18 protein-coding genes are annotated in these 21,332 nt (G+C 36.7%); all 18 read right to left on the reverse strand.

Features of this window, described 5'->3' with window-relative positions; genetic code table 11:
• Positions 1–53: 53 nt before the first annotated feature.
• Positions 54–1,013, reverse strand: a complete 960-nt coding sequence (locus ACERII_RS12060; RefSeq protein WP_373642606.1) for a polysaccharide deacetylase family protein — start codon at positions 1,011–1,013, stop codon at positions 54–56.
• 198 nt (positions 1,014–1,211) lie between these two features.
• On the reverse strand, positions 1,212–3,305 hold the full coding sequence (locus ACERII_RS12065) for a polyribonucleotide nucleotidyltransferase (RefSeq protein WP_373642607.1): 2,094 nt from the start codon (positions 3,303–3,305) through the stop codon (positions 1,212–1,214).
• Between the two features lie 279 nt (positions 3,306–3,584).
• Positions 3,585–3,854, reverse strand: coding sequence for a 30S ribosomal protein S15 (gene rpsO, locus ACERII_RS12070; RefSeq protein ID WP_373642608.1), 270 nt, complete (start codon positions 3,852–3,854; stop codon positions 3,585–3,587).
• Positions 3,855–3,969: 115 nt separating this feature from the next.
• Entirely contained in the window at positions 3,970–4,932 is a 963-nt protein-coding gene (gene ribF, locus ACERII_RS12075; RefSeq protein ID WP_373642609.1) for a riboflavin biosynthesis protein RibF, read from the reverse strand.
• A 19-nt stretch (positions 4,933–4,951) separates the two neighbouring features.
• Positions 4,952–5,881 (reverse strand): tRNA pseudouridine(55) synthase TruB, encoded by a 930-nt coding sequence (truB, locus tag ACERII_RS12080; RefSeq protein WP_373642610.1) that lies wholly within the window; start codon positions 5,879–5,881, stop codon positions 4,952–4,954.
• A 76-nt stretch (positions 5,882–5,957) separates the two neighbouring features.
• Positions 5,958–6,308: a 30S ribosome-binding factor RbfA gene (rbfA, locus tag ACERII_RS12085; RefSeq protein WP_373642611.1), complete on the reverse strand. Its 351-nt coding sequence runs from the start codon at positions 6,306–6,308 to the stop codon at positions 5,958–5,960.
• A gap of 27 nt (positions 6,309–6,335) precedes the next feature.
• The gene (locus ACERII_RS12090) at positions 6,336–6,614 is read right to left on the reverse strand and encodes a DUF503 domain-containing protein (RefSeq protein ID WP_373642673.1); all 279 of its coding nucleotides are present in this window, start codon (positions 6,612–6,614) and stop codon (positions 6,336–6,338) included.
• Entirely contained in the window at positions 6,614–8,836 is a 2,223-nt protein-coding gene (infB, locus tag ACERII_RS12095; protein WP_373642612.1) for a translation initiation factor IF-2, read from the reverse strand. Before infB ends, ACERII_RS12090 begins: the two co-directional genes overlap by 1 nt.
• Before the next feature lie 82 nt (positions 8,837–8,918).
• Positions 8,919–9,221 (reverse strand): YlxQ family RNA-binding protein, encoded by a 303-nt coding sequence (locus tag ACERII_RS12100; protein WP_373642613.1) that lies wholly within the window; start codon positions 9,219–9,221, stop codon positions 8,919–8,921.
• The gene (gene rnpM / locus ACERII_RS12105) at positions 9,218–9,496 is read right to left on the reverse strand and encodes an RNase P modulator RnpM (RefSeq protein ID WP_373642614.1); all 279 of its coding nucleotides are present in this window, start codon (positions 9,494–9,496) and stop codon (positions 9,218–9,220) included. Before rnpM ends, ACERII_RS12100 begins: the two co-directional genes overlap by 4 nt.
• Before the next feature lie 14 nt (positions 9,497–9,510).
• The gene (gene nusA, locus ACERII_RS12110) at positions 9,511–10,650 is read right to left on the reverse strand and encodes a transcription termination factor NusA (protein WP_373642615.1); all 1,140 of its coding nucleotides are present in this window, start codon (positions 10,648–10,650) and stop codon (positions 9,511–9,513) included.
• A 63-nt stretch (positions 10,651–10,713) separates the two neighbouring features.
• A complete protein-coding gene (rimP, locus tag ACERII_RS12115) occupies positions 10,714–11,184 on the reverse strand; it encodes a ribosome maturation factor RimP (protein WP_373642616.1) in 471 nt (156 codons plus the stop codon).
• 266 nt (positions 11,185–11,450) lie between these two features.
• Positions 11,451–15,755 carry a PolC-type DNA polymerase III gene (locus tag ACERII_RS12120; protein ID WP_373642617.1) on the reverse strand — a complete coding sequence of 1,435 codons (4,305 nt, stop codon included), beginning with the start codon at positions 15,753–15,755 and terminating at the stop codon, positions 11,451–11,453.
• Positions 15,718–15,864 carry a hypothetical protein gene (locus ACERII_RS12125; RefSeq protein WP_373642618.1) on the reverse strand — a complete coding sequence of 49 codons (147 nt, stop codon included), beginning with the start codon at positions 15,862–15,864 and terminating at the stop codon, positions 15,718–15,720. Before ACERII_RS12125 ends, ACERII_RS12120 begins: the two co-directional genes overlap by 38 nt.
• A 218-nt stretch (positions 15,865–16,082) precedes the next feature.
• Positions 16,083–17,783, reverse strand: coding sequence for a proline--tRNA ligase (locus ACERII_RS12130; protein WP_373642619.1), 1,701 nt, complete (start codon positions 17,781–17,783; stop codon positions 16,083–16,085).
• A 277-nt stretch (positions 17,784–18,060) separates the two neighbouring features.
• Complete coding sequence (rseP, locus tag ACERII_RS12135; protein WP_373642620.1) at positions 18,061–19,320, reverse strand: RIP metalloprotease RseP; 1,260 nt, start codon at positions 19,318–19,320, stop codon at positions 18,061–18,063.
• 13 nt (positions 19,321–19,333) lie between these two features.
• Entirely contained in the window at positions 19,334–20,482 is a 1,149-nt protein-coding gene (locus ACERII_RS12140; protein WP_373642621.1) for a 1-deoxy-D-xylulose-5-phosphate reductoisomerase, read from the reverse strand.
• A 42-nt stretch (positions 20,483–20,524) separates the two neighbouring features.
• Complete coding sequence (locus ACERII_RS12145; RefSeq protein ID WP_373642622.1) at positions 20,525–21,316, reverse strand: phosphatidate cytidylyltransferase; 792 nt, start codon at positions 21,314–21,316, stop codon at positions 20,525–20,527.
• Positions 21,317–21,332 lie beyond the last annotated feature (16 nt).

Here is a 21,332-nt window from a genome sequence, read left to right on the forward strand (position 1 = left end):
AAGTTGATCCCCCTATTTTTAATACTATTATGTCCTTTTTATGTCTTTCATTATTATTTTACCCTAGACTCACTTAACGTTTCACTCAACATGCCTATGTGAAGATCTTTTTCTTTAATACCCTTAATCATTAATTCTAACCCTTTTGCGGATGATGCAGTTGGATGCATTAATATTAACGAACCTGGCTCTACTTTCTCAATAACTCGATGAGCCATGCTAGTATATTCTGGATTTCTCCAATCTATTGTATCAACTGTCCATAGTACTGTTCTCATTCCATATTCGTATGCTACATCCACCACTTCTTGCCGATAACTCCCGCTCGGTGGCGCAAACCATCGAGGTTTTTTATTAATCGTTGCTTCAATTATCTCATTCGTACTCTGAATTTCCTGATTAATTCTACTTCGAGATAAATTTTTCATATTCGGATGAGAATATGCATGATTACCTATTTCATGATCTTCTTCTATGATCATCTTAGCCAGTTTAGGATTGTTTTTTACCCAAGATCCATCTAAAAAGAAAGTAGCACGTACATCATGATCTTTCATCGTCTTTAACATATCAGGTAAGTACTCATTACCCCAGGCAACATTCACCATAAAAGAGACCATTGGCTTTTGACGATTTCCCCTATAAATAGGTGCAGCAGGTAAATCTTTTAACATCGTTTTCGGAGGAATTTCGTTAAATACGAGGTTCTCTTCCTCAAATGTACCCTCTTTTTTCATTTTTTCATAAGAAGCCTCTACATCTACTGCTAGTCCATTATATCCAGGAATCGCCTTCCATACTTTATCTATTACGGCATCCTTTGGTTCTATATTATATTCCAATTGTTTTTGCTTGATCTCTGAAAATAAAGGATCCTCTACTTTCAATACTGTTTCCGCTTCGCTTCTTAATTCATAGATATATCCAGTGGTAATCGGATTGTGAACACTCGTTAACGATATCATTAATATCATAAAGAAAGTGATCCATTGTAATACAAACTTCTTTACCATACACTGTCCCCCCTCAACTAAAGAATTATGCAAATAGAGGACAAGTTAGAACAAATGTATTCTGTAAGTACCTATGTATTTAACATCGATTTTTTATGAAAAGCGCATAGCGTCGGAGCCAGACAACGTTCTAAGTCAAAAATACTTGATTAAATTGTTAAAAAAGACCAGGAAAGTCACTTTTCCCAGTCTTTATCTTTATTCTTTATTCTCTGGTAAGAGAGCTTTTCTTGAAAGATTAACGCGCCCTTGGTTATCGATTTCCGTAACTTTTACAAGTATCTCATCTCCAATAGAGACAACATCTTCTACCTTGTTCACACGTTCTTTTGCAAGTTGAGAAATGTGTACAAGACCATCTTTTCCTTTAAAAAGTTCCACGAAACAACCGAATTTTTCTATTCTTTTTACTTTTCCAAGATACGTTTGACCAATTTCCACTTCGCGAACGATATCTTCAATAATTTGCTTCGCTTTTACATTCATTTCGCTATCGGCAGAAGCAATATACACCTTACCGTCTTGCTCAATGTCAATTTTTACACCAGTGTCTTCAATAATTTGATTAATCATTTTTCCGCTTGGACCAATAACATCACGAATCTTGTCTGGTTTAATATACATCGTCAAGATTTTTGGTGCATACGTACTTAACTCTGTACGAGGGCCTTCAATTGCGGATAGCATATTTTCTAGGATCTTTATACGTCCGTCTTTTGCTTGGGCCAAAGCCTCTTCTAAGATTTCACGATTTATTCCGTCTATCTTAATATCCATTTGTAAAGCTGTAATTCCTTTTTCTGTTCCCGCTACTTTGAAGTCCATATCACCTAAGGCATCTTCCATACCTTGAATATCTGTTAATACTGAAACATCATCTCCGTCTTTCACGAGACCCATAGCAATACCTGCAACTGGGGCTTTAATTGGAACACCAGCAGCCATCATTGCAAGTGTACTAGCACAAATACTTGCTTGTGATGTAGAACCATTGGATTCAAGCACTTCAGAAACAAGACGAATCGTATAAGGGAAATCATTCTCATCAGGGATAACTTGTTCTAGTGCTCTTTCCCCTAATGCACCGTGACCAATCTCTCTTCGACCTGGTCCACGGATTGGCCCTGTTTCACCAACGCTAAAGGAAGGGAAATTATAGTGATGCATAAATCTTTTCGACTCTTCAATTCCTAATCCATCTAAGATTTGTACATCGCCTAATGCACCTAATGTACAAATACTTAATGCTTGTGTTTGTCCTCTTGTAAATAAACCAGAACCATGCGTTCTTGGTAATACATCTACTTCAGAAGACAATGATCGAATTTCATCTACTTTTCTTCCATCTGGACGTATTTTATCTTTTGTAATTAATTTTCTAACAGTGTCTTTAAACAGTTTGTCCAAAACCTCGCGAGCTTCAGAAGAACGATCTTCTTCTTCCGTTATATATTCTTCCATGACACGTGCCATTAGTTCTTTCACTGCAGCATCTCGTGCATGCTTCTCGTGCACCATGGCAGCTGCCTTCAAGTCTTCACCAGCTTTTTCTCTGATTTCCACTTCAAGGTCATGGTTGATTTCGATTAATTTTACATCCATTTTTTCTTTACCAACTTGAGCGACAATTTCTTCTTGGAAGGAGATAATTTTCTTAATTTCCTCATGACCATACATGATTGCTTCTAACATCGTTTCTTCAGGAACTTCTTCAGCACCTGCTTCAACCATGTTAATTGCATCCTTTGTACCTGCAACAACAAGTTCAATGTCACTCTTATCTAATTGTTCTGGTGTTGGATTAACAATAAATTCACCATTAATACGACCAACCGTTACACCTGCAATTGGTCCACCAAATGGAATATTAGATATAGATAACGCTAATGAAGATCCAACCATCGCAGCCATCTCAGCCGGTGCGTCTTGGTCATTACTCATTACAATACTAATTACTTGCACATCATTACGGAAACCATCTGGAAATAATGGTCGAATTGGTCTATCAATCAATCGACTAGTCAATACTGCATGATCACTAGGTCGACCCTCTCTTTTAATAAAACCACCCGGAATTTTTCCTGCAGCATATAAACGTTCCTCATAATTCACAGTAAGAGGGAAAAAAGGTAAATCCTTTGGTTCTTTTGATGCAGTTGCAGTAGATAAAACTGCTGTGTCACCGTAGCGAACTAAAACCGCCCCATTGGCTTGCTTTGCAAACTTACCAATTTCAAACGTTAAGGGACGACCAGCCCATTCAATTGTAAATGTTTGATGTTCTTGTGTCATCTTACGAGTAACTCCTCTCGTCCAATTAATCTTTTCTTATTATCATTATTGTTGGCTTATTTTTATGTAGTAAACATGCTGACGTTAGAAAATTCTAATTTCACAAAGGAAATATAGGATATATATACCTTCCATGCTTCTAGCAATTATAATATCAAAAAAGTAGTAAAGAAGAAATATGTTAATATAATACTATAAAAAGAAATATCGCCAGTTTTACCAATAAATTCTTTACTTACATACAGCAAAAAAGCGGGATGACTCCCGCTTTTCGAAAAATTATCGACGTAATCCTAGCTTGTCAATAAGTTGACGATAACGCGCAACATCTTTGTTACGTAGATACGTAAGTAAGTTACGACGTTGACCTACCATTTTCAAAAGACCACGACGTGAGTGATGATCCTTTTTGTGTGTACGTAGGTGATCGTTTAACGTATTGATTTGCTCTGTAAGGATAGCTACTTGAACTTCAGGAGAACCAGTATCATTCTCATGAGTTTTGAAACCTTGAATGATTTCATTTTTACGTTCTTGTGTTAATGCCATCCAATCCACCTCCTTCATTTGTAAACCCCATTCGCCTAGCAGCCGTTGGTGATTCGGACGGCCAAGCAATGGTTCTTTGTAACATCTATCATCATACTAGTATTTATAACATTTATCAAGGTTTTATTTCATTTTTTACTTGGAAATAAACTTCAGCTTCAGTAACATCTAATTGTAATTGACTCACTAATTCATCAACAGATGCAAACTTCATTTCGTTTCGGATCTTCCTATGCCACTGAACTTTAACATGTTCACCATAAATATTCTTATCAAACCGAAAGATATGGACTTCTATTGTCGGTTTGTGAAGTGTATCATGGAATGTTGGTTTAAACCCGATGTTACATACTCCATTATACCATTTATTATTTACCATAATCCGCACAATATATACCCCTGTATTCGGAATAAACGCTCTTTCACCAACTTGAACGTTTGCTGTTGGAAAACCAATAGTTCGGCCACGTTTATCTCCGTTAACAACGATTCCACTTGATTCATATGTTCTGCCTAAATACTTATTCGCAACGGATATATCTCCCTTTCCTAGAGCTTGACGGATATTTGTTGAGCTTATTTTATTTCCATCACTCTCTACCTTATCCACAGTTGTATAGGTTAGTTTGTTTCGAGAATGAAAAGGTAGTGTTTCCATTGTACCTTTCCCTAACCTTCCATATGTGTAGTCAAATCCCGCTACCACATGCTTTACATTTAGTTGAATTAGATATTGATCAACAAATTGTTGAGGATTTAATTCAGAAAAGGAAAGGTCAAAATGGACAACGAATAAATAATCTATTCCCAGTTCTTTCATTAATTGTTCCTTTTCTTCCATAGATGTTAGATAGTCTACCTTTGTTTCTTTTCGAAGAACTTCTTTAGGATGTGGGAAAAAAGTCATAACTCCACTTTTCAAGTTACGCTGTTCCGCTTCTTCCTTTGCCTTACTTATTACTGCCTTATGTCCTTTATGTACACCATCAAAAAATCCAAGGGCTAGACATAGAGGAGGCATCTCTCTCTTTTGAAAAGGATGTTTTATCATTATTGTAATCACATTGGACACCACCATTACTACTAAGAGAAAATCTCTAGTTTACATCAATTTTTAACATCTTTGCTGGCTTCAGCATACCTACTCGTTTAGGATGTTTTTCATAGAGAGCTAAACATTCCCCTTGTTGATTATACAGAGCAATGAGTGTTTCGTCCATATTTACTAATGAAGCAGGTAATAATGCGCCATTCATTATCTTCGCTTCTATTTCCTCCGTGACCGTTTCTTTTGGGTAGATTGATAGTGCATCTTCTATAGAGAGTAATGTCGTTAGTTGCTTCTCTTCTTCTTTTAAGGCTTTTAATTGCTCAAGCGTGATACAATCCTTTCCTTGAAAGACACCGGAAGAGGTTCTAGTTAATAATGACATATGTGCAGGAAAACCTAACTTTTCACCAATTGTAACGGAAAGAGTTCTTATATACGTTCCTTTACTACACACAGCCTTGAAACGAAATCGTACATTTCCTTCATCCGTAGTCTCTATTGGAGATAATAAAGTTAGTTCATAAATAGTAACATTTCTCTTTGGGCGTTCCACAGTTATACCAGCCCTTGCATATTCATACAATCTTTTTCCTTTTACTTTCACAGCTGAAAACATAGGTGGAATTTGAACAATTTCCCCTGTTAACTCACGAAGTACGTTGTTAACTTCTTCTTCTGTAATCGCACGATCTACTATTTTTTCCTCTACTACTTCTCCAGATTGGTCCTCCGTTGTAGTGGAAAAGCCAATAGTTACTTCACCTTCATAAGTCTTTTGATCAGCAGTTAAGTATTCTACAATTTTCGTTGCTCGTCCAAGACATATTGGAAGCACTCCGTCAACTTCAGGGTCTAACGTTCCTGTATGACCAACTCGTTTAGTTTGAAATATTTTTTTTACTTCTAACACAGCTCCAAATGACGTCATACCTCTTGGCTTCCAAAGAGGTAGTACACCTGTAACTTCATTTTTCATAAGAGCATCTCCTTACTATTTATAACTATGTATAAAAGAAAACTCGGCAAAGGCCGAGCTTTCTCAAAAAGTACTATTACTTATCATCTTCGTTTAATTTTCGAAGTAGTTCTTCAATTCGATTTCCTCTTTCAATACTTTCATCAAATTTAAAGGCTAGTTCCGGTGTTTTACGAAGTTGAATTCTTTTTCCTATTTCTGATCGGATGAAACCTTTTGCTTTATCTAAACCTTCTAGTGTTTTAGAACGTTGATCCTCTTCACCATATACAGTAATAAATGCTGTTGCTTGCTGTAAATCTCCTGTAACCTCTACTGCTGTTACAGTGATAAAACCAATACGGGGATCTTTTATCTCCCGTTGAATGATTTGCGTTAACTCTTTTTTTATTTGCTCTCCTACACGGTTGGCACGAACATTACTCATTAGTTACACACCCCTATCGATGAATTACTATAACCATTCCCACGACACATTTGTTATCTCTAAGTTCGGGTGGTTATCAATGATTGCCAAAGCCTTTTGTAGCTCTTTTTCAGCTTGGGTTTTCGCTGTTCCTACTGATATGATAGACCATTCCGTTCTTTGCCAAACATCTTGAAAATCTGATTCAACTATAGATACATTATAGCGTTGCCGTATACGGGTGATCACACTTTTTAACACAGATCTCTTTTCTTTTAGTGATTGAGGATCATAAACAATCGCTTCTACAACGATTGAACCAATTATCAACGCTTAATTTCCTCCATAATGTACGCTTCAATAATGTCTCCTTCTTTCACATCATTGAAGTTTTCAAGAGTAATCCCACACTCATAATTTGTCGCAACTTCTTTCACATCATCCTTGAAGCGTTTTAATGCATCTACTTTCCCTTCAAAAATTACGACGCCGTCGCGAATTAAACGTACCGTTGAATCTCTTGTTATTTTACCTTCTGTCACATAAGAACCAGCAATGGTACCGATTTTAGAAACTTTAAATGTTTGACGAACTTCTGCTTGACCAATAACCTTTTCCTTGAATTCAGGATCAAGCATTCCTTTCATCGCAGATTCCACTTCGTCAATGGCATTATATATAACACGGTGTAAACGGATATCCACTTTCTCTGCTTCTGCAGTTCGTTTTGCATTTACATCAGGACGCACGTTAAATCCAATCACAATTGCATTTGATGCGCTAGCTAAAATAATATCTGATTCAGCGATAGCTCCTGCACCAGTATGAATAATATTAACTTTCACACCTTCTACTTCGATTTTTTCTAAAGAGCCTTTCATTGCTTCCACAGACCCTTGAACGTCTGCTTTCACAATAACATTAATTTCTTTAATTTCCCCTTGCTGAATTTGAGTAAAGAGGTCATCAAGACTGACTCTTGACGTTTCTTTTCTATCGGCTTCTCTTTGTTTCATTGCCCTTGTTTCACCAATAGAACGTGCTTTCTTCTCATCTTCAAATACAAGGAACTGGTCTCCTGCTTGAGGAACCGCATTTAAACCTGTAATTTCAACAGGTGTTGATGGACCAGCAACTTTCACCCTTCTTCCTAAATCATTCACCATTGCTCTTACACGACCAAATGTATTACCAACTACAATTGGATCCCCAACACGAAGCGTTCCATTTTGTACTAATAATGTAGCAACTGGTCCACGTCCTCGATCAAGCTCAGCTTCCACAACAGATCCTTGAGCTCGTCGATCAGGATTCGCTTTCAACTCCTCTACCTCGGATACAAGAAGGATCATTTCTAATAAATCGTCAATACCAGTTCCAGCCAATGCAGAAACATTTACAAAAATAGTGTCTCCACCCCAAGCTTCCGAAACTAGTCCATGCTCCGTTAATTCTTGCATTACTCTATCAGGATTTGCAGCTTCTTTATCAATTTTATTTACAGCTACGATAATTGGAACTTTTGCTGCTTTGGCATGATTTATTGCTTCCACTGTTTGTGGCATAACTCCATCATCCGCTGCAACTACTAAAATAGTAATATCTGTTACTTTCGCTCCTCTAGCACGCATTGTTGTAAAGGCAGCATGCCCAGGTGTATCTAAGAAAGTTATTTTCTTGCCATTTGTTTCTACTTGGTATGCACCAATATGCTGAGTAATCCCTCCGGCCTCACCAGCCGTCACCTTCGTATGTCGAATGCTGTCTAAAAGCGTTGTTTTACCATGGTCAACGTGGCCCATAATTGTAACAACAGGTGGACGTTCGGTTAAAAGAGTTGGATCATCTGCTTCCTCAAAGTTCTCTAATTCCGTTTCGTCAATTACTACTTCTTCTTCCACTTCGATTCCGAATTCTTCTGCTAATAATTCAATTGCATCTTTATCCAATTCTTGGTTTATTGTAGCCATCACTCCTAAAAACATAAGTTTTTTAATAAGTTCAGATGGCTCTTTATTAATTTTCTCGGCAAATTGTCCAACTGTTATTGGCGCAGTATACATAACTTTTGAAGGGGTTTCTTGTTTTGTCTGCTTCAATTCTGGTGCAACTTGTTGTTGTTGCTGTTGTTGCTGTTGTTGCCCTTTATTTTTGTTATTGCCTTTTTTATTATGGTTGCGATTCTGATTCTGGTTTTGTGTTTGTTTTTGGTTTTGGTTTTGGTTTTGCTTTTGATTATTCTGTTTCCCTTTTTCTTCATCTTTAAATTGTTTTTTCACTGTTTTTTCCTTTGTTGGTGCATCATTTTCTCTGTTTTTTGCACGTTCAGGTTTTTTATCTGTGCTTTTCGTAGTTTTTGTTCCTTGACCACTAGAAGATGTTTCTTTACTCACTTCATTTTTCGGTGTTTTTAATTTTGATAATGTATCTTCTTCTAATACACTCATATGATTAGCCACTTCTATCCCCATTTTCTGTAATTTCTCGATGACTTCTTTACTTGATACGTTATTTTCTTTTGCATATTCATATATACGCATTTTTTTCATATACTTACCTCCCGCTTTGTTCCGCTCCACCAATAACTATCTATACTTCATCATTTATACGTACAGATGGTACGTCACAAAGTTATTCAATTAGTGACTTTATTTTTTTTGCAAATCCAGCATCTTCAATACCTACAACAACTCGTTCATCTTTTCCAATAGCATTTCCAATTTGCTGACGATTTCCAATGATCATTAACGGTACCTTATAAAAGGAGCATTTATCTTGTATTTTCTTCTTTGTATTTAATGAAGCATCTTCCGATAAAATAACTGCGTACACTTTTTGTTTTTGAATCGCTTTTACAACAAGCTCTTCTCCCGTTATCAGTTTCCTAGCTCTGCTAGCTAACCCTAACATGTTTAGCCATGTTGAATTGGTCATTTGGAATTTCCTTTCATCGCCACATCCATTAATTCTTCATAGATTTCCACCGGCACTTCTATTTTTAAATGCCTAGATAAAGCGTTCTTTTTTTTCGCCTCATGAATGGTTGTTTCATCTAACGAAATGTATGCACCGCGACCAGCCTTTTTTGATGTATGATCGACGAGAACCTCTCCTTCAGGAGTACGTACGACACGTACTAATTCCTTTTTCGGTTTCATTTCATTCGTAATAACACATTTTCTTAGGGGTGTTTTTTTCTTTCCAGCCATCATGACCAACTCCCTTAATCGTTCTGATAATCAGCAAGCTCGTTATCAGATGATAGCTCTTCCACTTCAGCTTCATTAAATTCTGATAATGTAGTTGAATTTGGATCATAAATTCCTAGCTCTTCAGCATCCGATTGACTCTTAATGTCAATTTTCCAGCCAGTTAATTTTGCAGCAAGTCTTGCATTTTGCCCCCTTTTTCCAATTGCTAAAGATAATTGATAATCAGGAACAACTACTTGTGTCATCTTTTCTTCCTCATTCACAGTTACTTGAACTACTTTAGAAGGACTTAAAGCATTTGCAACATATACCTTGGGATCGTCTGACCAACGAACTATATCAATTTTTTCCCCTTTAAGCTCGTTTACAATCGCTTGAACACGTTGTCCTTTTGGACCAACACATGAACCAACTGGATCTACTTCAGGATCATCAGCATGAACAGCAATTTTCGACCTATCTCCCGCTTCTCTTGACACAGACTTAATTTCTACTGTTCCATCATATATTTCAGGTACTTCTAATTCAAATAAACGTTTTAAAAGACCAGGGTGGGTTCTAGAAATCATAATTTGTGGACCTTTTGTTGTTTTTTCCACCTTTGTTATGAATGCTTTAATTCGATCGTTGTGTCTATAGGTTTCATTAGGCATTTGTTCATTAATAGGCATTAATGCTTCTACACGTCCTAAATCTACATAAATAAACCGGTGATCTTGTCTTTGAACAATACCTGTCATTATGTCTTCTTCACGATCGATGAAATCAGAATATATAATTCCACGTTCCGCTTCTCTTACTCGTTGTGTTACTACTTGTTTTGCCGTTTGAGCTGCAATACGACCAAAATCTCTAGGGGTAACTTCAATTTCCACAATGTCATCTACATCGTATTGTGGGTGAATTGCTTTTGCAGCCTCCACAGATATTTCTAACCGTGCGTCAAATACCTCTTCTACTACTTGTTTTCTTGCAAATACTCTAATACTTCCAGAGTCACGATTAATATCAACCCTCACATTTTGAGCGGAGTTAAAATTCCTTTTATATCCCGTAATTAAGGCCTGTTCTATTGCTTCGAGTATAATTTCTTTATCAATACCTTTGTTTTTTTCGATGCTTGTTAATGCATCCATGAATTCACTATTCATGAACTTAATTTCCCCCTTTCAATTGGTAAAAACTTTTTTGTACTTAATTCTGACTATATAAACTTAAAACACTACTGCCAATCTTGCTTTCGCTACTTTGTCGTAAGGAATCTGTATTTGTTTTGTTCTTGTTTTTACTTTCAATTCCATCGTTAAGATGGATCCATCGAAATTAACGAGTTTCCCTTCAAATGTTTTCTCTCCATCAATAGGTGCATATGTAGTGATATTGATATGTTTACCGACAGCCCGCTTTACATCTTGCTCTTTTTTTAATGGACGCTCTGCGCCAGGTGAAGATACTTCTAAATAATACATTTGCTCGATAGGATCTTGTTTATCTAATATTTCACTTAAACGTTCGCTGACGTTTGTGCAATCATCTAAATCTACACCACCATCACGATCTATGTATACGCGAAGGAACCAACTTTTCCCTTCTTTTTTAAATTCAATATCTACTAGCTCTAATGAAAGTTCATCTAAGATGGGAGTAACAAGTGATTCTGTTGCTTCACGAACATTTCCGGACATTGTTTTACCTCCTTCTTTTTAAGAAGATTTTCTATAGTTAAGCGGTTTGCTTCTATATTATTGCAAAAGAAAGAGTGGGATGCACCCACTCTTTCGGCTCGTTACTATTACTTAGTATTTCCATCTTACTATAACATAAACCATAAACCCTTGCAAATTAGCTTTTTGCTATATTCCACCTAAATATAGACATCAAACTAAAATGATATCCACTTTGTCATGCATTAAGACATTCGCTATTACCATATAACTCTACACGTGTAAGATTAGAATAGCGATAATTGGTTTGAGTCTGGTAATCCTTCTAGGCAGCCGTGGTCGTCTAGAGTTTCTAATACGGTTTTTGATATTTTACTTCTTTTCTGTAGATCCTCTTTCGATAGGAATTCTCCATTTTCCTTTGCCTTTTCAATGTTTATGGCTGCATTTGTTCCTACTCCAGTCAATGCATTAAATGGCGGAATAAGTGTATCCCCATCCACGAGAAATTCTTTCGCGGAAGATCGATATAGATCTACCTTTTGGAAGGACAATCCTCGCTCACACATTTCTAATGCTAGCTCTAGAACTGTTACAACACTCTTTTCTTTCGGTGTTGCATCCAACCCTCGTGCATAAATCTCTTCTATCCGTTTGCGAATGCTAGCAGAGCCTCTAATCATTGTATCTAGTTCAAAATCATCTGCTCGTACCGTAAAGTAGGCTGCATAAAAGAATATAGGATAATGAACTTTAAAGTAGGCAATTCTAACTGCCATTAAAACATAAGCTGCCGCATGGGCCTTTGGAAACATGTATTTAATTTTTAAACAAGATCCTATATACCAATCAGGAACTCCATGTTTTTTCATTTCTTCTACCCATTCTTCTTGCAATCCTTTTCCTTTACGTACAAACTCCATAATTTTAAATGCTAAAGAGTCTTCTAACCCTTTATAAATGAGGTACACCATAATATCGTCACGACAGCCAATTACCTCTTTTAAAACACACGTTCCACTCGCTATTAAATCAGCTGCATTATTTAACCAAACGTCCGTACCATGAGATAGACCAGAGATTTGGACAAGTTCACTAAACGTGCTTGGTTTTGTTTCTTCTAACATTTGTCGAACAAATCGTGTACCAAACTCAGGTATTCCATATGTTCCTGTTTTACACATGATTTGTTCTTCTGTTACCCCTAACGATTCGGTACCACCAAACAATTTGTAAACTTCAGGATCATCAACAGGGATATCTTTTGGATCAATCCCACTCAAGTCTTGGAGCATACGAATAACGGTTGGATCGTCATGTCCTAGAATATCTAACTTTAACAAGTTATCGTGAATAGAATGGAAATCATAATGCGTTGTTTTCCACTCTGACTCATTATCATCAGCAGGATATTGAATCGGTGTAAAATCATATATATCTAAATAATCAGGAACTACAATGATCCCCCCTGGATGCTGACCAGTTGTTCTCTTAACACCAGTACACCCTGAAACGAGACGGTCCACTTCTGCACCTCTCAATTGAAGCTGATTATCATCTTCGTATCCTTTTACAAACCCATACGCGGTCTTCTCCGCTACCGTTCCTATTGTTCCTGCTTTGTAAACAAAATCTAACCCAAAAAGTTCCTTCGTATAATTGTGAGAGGTTGATTGATATTCGCCAGAGAAGTTTAAATCGATATCAGGTACTTTATCACCTTTAAACCCTAAGAACGTTTCGAAAGGTATATCTTGTCCATCTTTTTTATACTTCGTTCCACACTTCTCACAATCTTTATCAGGTAAGTCAAAACCAGAACCAACAGACCCATCTTGAAAGAAATAAGAATGGTGACAATTCGGACAAACATAGTGCGGTGGTAATGGATTTACTTCTGTAATTTCTGTCATAGTTGCTACAAAGCTCGAACCAACAGATCCCCTAGAACCTACCAGATAACCATCTTCTAAGGATTTCTTCACTAGCTTTTGAGAGATTAAATAAATTACGGAAAATCCATTACTTATGATACTATTTAACTCTTTCTCTAGTCTGTCTTCTACAATTTTCGGAAGATCTTCTCCGTAAATTCTACGAGCCCGTCCGTAACTCAACTCCCGCATTTCTTCATCAGCACCTTCAATCTTAGGTGTATATAAATCATCGGGAATTGGCTTTATTTCTTCTATTTCATCCGCAATAGCAACTGTATTTGTTACTACGATTTCTTTCGCTTTTTTCTCAGGTAAAAACTTGAAACATTCTAGCATTTCATTCGTTGTTCTAAAATGTACCTCAGGAAGTGCAGCTCTGTTTAGTGGATTCGCTCCACCTTGTGAAGCAATTAAAATTTTACGATAAATAGCATCCTCTTGATTTAAATAATGTACATTACCAGTTGCAACTACTCTTTTTCCCAGCTTGTCACCAAGATCCACTATTTTTTTCAGTACATCTTTCAATTCAAGCTCATCTCGAATTATTTCTTTTTCAATAAGATGTTGATAGTTACTAGGTGGTTGTACTTCTAAATAATCATAAAACTCAGCGATTTCCTCGACTTCTTCTGGTGCCTTTTGCATCATTGCATCAAACACTTCTCCATTATCACAACCAGAACCAATTATAAGACCTTCTCGATGCTTCATTAACACAGATTTTGGAATTCGAGGAACACGATAAAAATAATTAATATGTGAATAAGATATTAGCTTATATAGATTACGTAAGCCTGTTTTATTTTTGGCTAGAATAATGCAATGATTGGGACGTTGTTTTTTATAATCATCTGGTGATGATTGCTCATTTAGTTCATTGTGATTATATATCCCTTTTTCTACTGCATCCTTGAGCATTTTCCACAATAAGTGTCCAGTTGCTTCAGCGTCGTATATTGCTCGGTGATGGGAAACTAGTTCAATGCTAAATTTCTTACACAGTGTGTTTAGTCGATAATTACGGAATTCAGGATATAACAATCTTCCTAATTCAAGTGTATCTATAACTGGATTAGATGCTTTCTGATATCCAATTTTTTTATATCCAGCATTAATAAATCCCATATCAAAACTAGCATTGTGAGCTACTAAAGTAGCATGGCCTGTCCATTCGTAGAAATCCTTTAATACATCAGCAACCTCGGGTGCATTTGCTACCATGTCATCAGTTATCCCTGTTAAATCTATAATTAAAGGAGATAGCTTCTCATGTGGATTGGCAAATCTTTCAAACCGATCTATAATTTCTCCATTTTGTACTTTCACTGCAGCAAGCTCAATGATCGTATTATACACAGCAGATAAACCTGTAGTCTCCACATCAAAAACAACATACGTTTCATCAAGTAAGCTACGATCTGCTACGTTGTAAGCTATAGGTACACCATCGTTAACAAGATTTGCTTCTACACCGTATAACATCTTTACGCCCGTTTTTTTGCTAGCTGAGAAAGCCTCTGGGAATGCTTGTAAAACAGCGTGATCAGTGATGGCAATCGCAGGGTGACCCCATTTTTTGGCTTGCTCCACATGCTTGGAGACAGCTGTAACTGCATCCATAGCACTCATGGGAGAATGCAGATGTAATTCTACTCTTTTTTCGTCTTCTGGTGCTGTATCCTTCCGCTCATCAGGTTTAATTTCTTGTAAATCACGCCCCATCATAACTAGATCTCTCACAAATGTATCATATTGGATTCCACCTCGTACCTTCAGCCACATCCCTTTCTTAATAGATTGAAGGACTGAGAGGTCTTCCTTTCCATTTGAGAAGATTTTTACGAGAATAGAATCTGTATAATCTGTAATCTTAAACGTTAATAGCGTTCTACCACTCTTTAATTCTTTCGTTTCAGAATGGAATACTAGCCCCTGAACAGCAACTCGACGGTCTTCTTCAATTATATTTTTAATAGGTTGAATATCATCATTCTTAATCATCGAACCGAGAGTAACTGATTCTACTGTACCGGCTTCGCTAGCTTTGTCTGCTTGCTTCTTCTGTTCCATCATTGCTTCTAACATTTTCGAATGATCTTCTTGCGTTTTTTGTTCGATAAATTTTTCTACAGCTTCCTTGGATTCTTTTATGATAGTCTCTACTGAGATTCGACCAAACCCTAGCTTCTCGAATATATGTTGAATGGGCTCTTGTATACGTCGAAGTACCATTTCCCCTTCTGTCTCGTTCATCACCGTAATAACTATTTTATTTCCATGTATATATGGAGTTTGTTCTTGAAGACGTTTAATTAGTCCATTTGTAGAACTTCTTAGTTTTTCTATAAAATATGGCCAATATTCTCTTAGATGCTTATTAACGTCTATCTCTTCAGTATAAGACAACTTGATTTCAACTGCTGCTATGTGCTCTAATCCATGCTGTATACGACTTTCAAATAATTCAAATGCAGAATAAGGTAAAATAGTAGGTAAGGAAAAATGAAATATCCATTTTCTATCTTTTTGGAAAACCTCAAGTTTCTCAATTGCCCCTTCTTGTAAATGCATTTGAACTAAATCTTCCGGCATGACTACTTGTTCTAATAAGAGGTTAAATCGCTCTTGACGTATTTGTCTTTCTTCGTTCATGACGGTCCTCCCCGATTACTTCTTTCTCTTTCATTTTGTCTGAAAAATACGCATTAGTAAGTGATTTTAAACTATCTAGTTTTAATAACTTTGTTAATCTTAATTCCATTCGTTTCAGCCCATTCCATATACAGTTGATGTTTCTATAACATCTAATAACGTATTTTCATTCTCCATAGTGCAGATTTTTACTTGCATGGAGGTAAAATGAAAATACGTTAGTTAGCCATATGCCAACTAACTAGTATTACTAACTTATAAGGCTTTACTTTAAAAGAGGGTGCGTCAAAAGAAAAGTAACTTTTGACCCACCCTTTTATGATATCTTTAACCAAGATGTTTTTCGATGAATTGTACTAATGAATCTTTGTGTACTTCTTCCGTTTCACCAGTTTTTCGAATCTTACATTCAACAATACCTTCATTTGCTTTCTTTCCAACAGTTACTCTTATTGGAAGACCAAATAAATCAGCATCTTTAAATTTCACCCCTGGTCTTTCAGGGCGATCATCTAATAAGACGTCAAAACGTGCAGTTTTTAGAGATTCATATAACTCCTCAGCTAATATTTTTTGATCCTCTTGTTTCATATTAACAGGAACTACATGAATATCAAATGGGGAAACAGTGGAAGGCCAGACAATTCCATCCTCATCGTGATGCTGTTCTACAATTGCTGCAACGGTTCTCGAGACACCAATTCCGTAGCACCCCATAATCATTGGTTGATTTTTACCATTTTCATCTAAGAACATAGCACCTAATGCTTCACTATATTTCGTTCCTAATTTAAATACATGGCCAACTTCAATTCCTTCTTTAAATTGAATAACACCTATACCATCAGGAGATGGATCTCCCTGTTTAATATTTCTCAAATCAGCAAATTCTTGTACTTTGAAGTCTCGTCCAACATTTACATTGACAGCATGTTTATCCATTTCATTTGCACCACAGACTCCATTTACTATAGCTTCAATTGCGCGATCCGCTACAACTGTTATATCGTCATGAAGATCTATTGGACCAAGATATCCCGGAATTACATTCATCCATTTTTTTGTTTCTTCTTCTGTTGCCATCTCAACAAGTTGAGCATCAAAGAGGTGTTTCACTTTCACATCATTTACTTCATGATCACCGCGAACAAGCACAAGGACAGGTTTGTCATCGACAATAAATAATAGTGATTTAATTAGTTTTTCCTCTGATACGTTTAAAAACGTCGCTACATCCTGAATAGATTTTTGTCCAGGTGTAGCCACTACTTCTACATCCTTTACTTCTTCATTGGATTTTACATATGTTACGTTTACTTCTGCAATCTCAATATTGGCTGCATAATCAGATGAATCAGAATATGCTATCGTATCCTCACCAATTTCTGATAACACCATAAATTCATGTGTATCAGTTCCTCCTATTGCACCAGAATCCGCTTCAACTGCTCGGAAATCTAAACCACATCGAGTAAAGATCCTTGTATATGCATCGTACATTTTATTATAGCTTTCATCAAGTCCTTCTGTATTACTATCGAAAGAATAAGCATCTTTCATTAAGAATTCTCTTGACCGAAGAACCCCAAATCTCGGACGGCGTTCATCACGAAACTTATTTTGAATTTGATACAACGTCATTGGTAGTTTCTTGTATGAATGTACTTCATCTTTAACTATCGTTGTAATTACTTCCTCGTGTGTTGGCCCTAAAGCAAATTCACGACCATGACGGTCATTTAAGCGCATTAACTCAGGTCCATAAACATCCCATCGACCTGATTCACGCCATAATTCAGCAGGTTGAATGGCAGGCATTAGGAGTTCTTGTGCTCCTGTACGATTCATTTCTTCGCGAATGATATTCTCCACTTTTTGTAGAACCTTTAAACCAAGTGGTAAATAGGAATAAACACCAGATGTACTTTGGCGTATTAAACCAGCCCTAAGCATTAATTGGTGACTTTTTACTTCTGCGTCACTTGGGTTGTCGCGTAAAGTGGGTGCTAAATACGTACTTTGTCTCATCTATGACACCTCGATCTTTCTTATTAGCAATTTATTTTAAATCTACCCTGAAAATACGTGGTTCATGGTAGTCAAACTTATCTAGTATGACCAACTTTGTTGGGTTTATATTCCATTCGCTACTGTCCACTCCTTTCCGTGGGGAGCTGCCGAGCCACCTTCACGACTACGTCGCTATGGTGTCTCGCCTTTACTCTACTTCCCACAGGAGTTCGTGGACTTACGCTCATTCCATAGGTGCAAATCTTCACTTGTATGGAAGTCTCCCCTGAAGAGTTTAGAGGAAGAATTTGTTTATGTCATTCCATGTTACCACTAACATTAGAAGCATGAGAAGTGCAAAACCAATAAAATGAACCAACCCTTCTTTTTGTGGATCAATTGGTTTTCCTCTTACAGCTTCCAAACCGATAAAAATGAGTCTTCCTCCATCCAAGGCTGGAAGCGGAAGCAGATTAATAATTCCTAAGTTTACGCTTAAAATTGCGGTCCACTGCATTAGCACCAAAAAGCCCATTGCAGCTACTTCATCGGTGTAGCTATAGATCCCAACTGGTCCAGCTAAATGATCCAACGTAAACTGCCCAGTTACAAGCATTCCCAACGACTCAAAAATTAGCTTAGTAAACTCATATGTTTGAGTAAATCCAAAACCTACAGCTCCTAGAATTGATTTCTCAGTTGCTTGAAAGATACCAACCACGCCTTGTACTTGTTCATCCGGTCCTACTCTTTCTTGCGGTGTCATCATTACATCAAATCGTGACGTTCCACGTTCAATTTCAAAAAGTAAAGGTTCACTTGGGTTCGTTTGAATAATTGCTGTCATCTCTTCCCAAGTAGTAACACGTTGTCCATCTATTGATACGATACGATCCCCACTCTCTAGACCCGCTTGAATCGCTACACCATCTTCTGTAACATTTCCAACAGTGGCTTCATCTACAGGAATCCCCGCAAACCAAGCATAAAAAGTAAGGATAACAATGGCAAGAACAAAATTCATCATTGGCCCAGCGAACAACGCCATTGCTCGTTGTGATTTCGTTTTTGAACCAAACTGTCTATCATATGGAGCAATCTGTGTAGCTTGTTCATCTTGAATATATTCTGCTTTTTCATCGATAGAGTACGTAACCAAACCTTCTACATCTGAAACATAACCAGTTACATTCAAGTCATGTTCTAAGTCTACCTTTTCAACTTGAATGATTTTACAGTCAGGGTGCTTAGATTTATTATTAATAATCAGTTTATTTACCTTACCCTTGTCATTAAATAATAGACCTATTTCATAACCTGCTTTTATCTGTATCATTTCTGGATCTTCACCGGCCATCCTTACAAATCCACCAAGGGGCAATAAACGAATGGTATATACGGTTTCTGCTTTTTTAAACGAAAATATTTTTGGCCCGAATCCTATGGCAAATTCTCGACATAGAATACCAGCTCTTTTGGCAAAAACTAGATGTCCAAGCTCATGTATAAACACTAGTAGGCCAAAAATAATAATGATTGAAATAAATGTATTCATCAATACACACCCTTTAACTCATGTATGTTTTTACTTTTTTACGTGTTTCTTCATCTAAGTGTACAATTTCTTCTAACGTAGGTGCTTGAATTGCTGTATGATTAGATAGTGCTTTTTCTACAACTTCTTCTATACCTAGAAAGGCCAGTCTACCTTGTAAAAAGGCTGAAACAGCTTCTTCATTCGCTGCATTTAGAACCGTTGGTGCTGTTCCTCCTATCTTCCCCGCTTCGTATGCTAGTTTTAAACAGCGAAATCGTTGAAAGTCTAATTCTTGAAAATGAAGGGTACCAACTTCCCACAAGTTTAGCTTCTTTCCACCATGTAAATCAAGCCTTGCCGGTTTAGATAAGGCATATTGAATTGGTACACGCATATCTGGTGTACCTAAATGTGCTAGTACACTACCATCAATATATTCAACCATAGAGTGAATAATACTTTCTTTATGCAAAATGACATCAATTTTTTCATAAGGCATCTGGAATAACCAATGAGCTTCAATCACTTCTAATCCTTTATTCATCATTGTAGCAGAATCTACGGTGATTTTCGCTCCCATCTCCCAATTCGGATGGTTTAAAGCATCTTTTACTGTTACATTTTTTAACTCTTCTCTTGAACGGTCACGAAAACTACCACCAGATGCAGTAAGAATTAAACGAGAAACTTCTTTGTCCACGTCACCATCTAAGCATTGATAAATAGCTGAATGTTCACTATCAATAGGGATTAGTTCGACATTATTTTTCATCGCTAACTCTGTAATAATGTGTCCTGCGGTTACCAATGTCTCTTTGTTAGCGATAGCGATGTCTTTTTTCGCTTCTATTCCTGCTATTGTTGGCTCTAGTCCGACACTACCCATTACTGCATTTACTAACACGTCAGCATCTTGATGAACAGCAACTTCTATTAAACCTTCTTTTCCATAAACTATCTTAACTCCTGTAGGTAAGTCGTTTTTTATTAAATTAGCAACCTCTTTTGATTCAATACTTACAACTTTCGGTCGAAATTCATGGATTTGCTCTAATCCCTTTTGAACATTGCGACCAAAACTCATTGACACTAGTTCAAACTGCTCCTTATGTGAACGAAGTACATCTAATGTTTGTACGCCGATAGATCCCGTAGACCCTAACAGACTGATCTTTTTCATTACGAATCTCCTCAAGTGTTTTTATACTTATCTTTCTAAAGTTTATAGTAGATTTACTAAATATAAAATAGGCATTACAAAGATTAAGCTATCGAATCTGTCAAGGATTCCTCCATGACCTGGCAATACTTGTCCAGAATCTTTCACAGCATAGTGCCTTTTTAATGCAGATTCAACAAGATCTCCTAATTGTCCTGAAATGGAAACAACCAAAATAAAAACAACAGTTGATAACCATGAAGAAAAAATAGGGATATAAACAGTATAAATAACCCCTACCAAAAACGCTAAAGCAATTCCTCCTATGGCCCCTTCAATTGTCTTATTTGGACTAATATCTGGCCACAACTTGTTTTTCCCAAAGCTTTTTCCTGTGAAATATGCTCCAGAGTCCGTTGCCCAAACGAGGATGAGAATAAAGAATAAAACCGCTAAACCTTGTTCAAGGAATCGTGTGTAAATAAAATAATGAAAGCCAAACCCGATATATACAGAGGATAAGATAATGAAGCCGGCTTCATCAAAAGTAAATTTATTTTTTGTTATAACGGTAAGAGCAAGTAAAACAACGATAAGTAAGAGGAACATTTCAAGTTTATCAATATGAAGCCATTCAAAAGAAATAACATTTGTAGGTATAAGTAATATCCACATCAATACAAAACTTAATATCCCCATAGGAGATGACCATTTCATTTGCTTCATTTTTAATAATTCATTCATTGCAATAGTTGCCAGTAGGATCATCATGAGAGTAAAAGGCAGATTTCCGATGATGATTATTGTTAAAAATGCTGCTCCAGCTATAACAGCGGTTATTATTCTTTGTTTCATTTCGCCTTACCTCCTC

Origin of the sequence: Evansella sp. AB-rgal1, from assembly GCF_041820985.1 — a bacterium.
GTDB lineage: Bacteria > Bacillota > Bacilli > Bacillales > Salisediminibacteriaceae > Evansella.

Bases quoted from the DNA above. Each gene is read 5' to 3' on its own strand.
- ACERII_RS12060 (WP_373642606.1), bottom strand. From the start codon at position 1,013: ATGGTAAAGAAGTTTGTATTACAATGGATCACTTTCTTTATGATATTA.
- ACERII_RS12065 (WP_373642607.1), bottom strand. From the start codon at position 3,305: ATGACACAAGAACATCAAACATTTACAATTGAATGGGCTGGTCGTCCC.
- rpsO (WP_373642608.1), bottom strand. From the start codon at position 3,854: ATGGCATTAACACAAGAACGTAAAAATGAAATCATTCAAGGTTTCAAA.
- ribF (WP_373642609.1), bottom strand. From the start codon at position 4,932: ATGGTGGTGTCCAATGTGATTACAATAATGATAAAACATCCTTTTCAA.
- truB (WP_373642610.1), bottom strand. From the start codon at position 5,881: ATGAAAAATGAAGTTACAGGTGTACTACCTCTTTGGAAGCCAAGAGGT.
- rbfA (WP_373642611.1), bottom strand. From the start codon at position 6,308: ATGAGTAATGTTCGTGCCAACCGTGTAGGAGAGCAAATAAAAAAAGAG.
- infB (WP_373642612.1), bottom strand. From the start codon at position 8,836: ATGAAAAAAATGCGTATATATGAATATGCAAAAGAAAATAACGTATCA.
- ACERII_RS12100 (WP_373642613.1), bottom strand. From the start codon at position 9,221: ATGACCAATTCAACATGGCTAAACATGTTAGGGTTAGCTAGCAGAGCT.
- rnpM (WP_373642614.1), bottom strand. From the start codon at position 9,496: ATGGCTGGAAAGAAAAAAACACCCCTAAGAAAATGTGTTATTACGAAT.
- nusA (WP_373642615.1), bottom strand. From the start codon at position 10,650: ATGAATAGTGAATTCATGGATGCATTAACAAGCATCGAAAAAAACAAA.
- rimP (WP_373642616.1), bottom strand. From the start codon at position 11,184: ATGTCCGGAAATGTTCGTGAAGCAACAGAATCACTTGTTACTCCCATC.
- ACERII_RS12120 (WP_373642617.1), bottom strand. From the start codon at position 15,755: ATGAACGAAGAAAGACAAATACGTCAAGAGCGATTTAACCTCTTATTA.
- ACERII_RS12125 (WP_373642618.1), bottom strand. From the start codon at position 15,864: ATGGAATTAAGATTAACAAAGTTATTAAAACTAGATAGTTTAAAATCA.
- ACERII_RS12130 (WP_373642619.1), bottom strand. From the start codon at position 17,783: ATGAGACAAAGTACGTATTTAGCACCCACTTTACGCGACAACCCAAGT.
- rseP (WP_373642620.1), bottom strand. From the start codon at position 19,320: ATGAATACATTTATTTCAATCATTATTATTTTTGGCCTACTAGTGTTT.
- ACERII_RS12140 (WP_373642621.1), bottom strand. From the start codon at position 20,482: ATGAAAAAGATCAGTCTGTTAGGGTCTACGGGATCTATCGGCGTACAA.
- ACERII_RS12145 (WP_373642622.1), bottom strand. From the start codon at position 21,316: ATGAAACAAAGAATAATAACCGCTGTTATAGCTGGAGCAGCATTTTTA.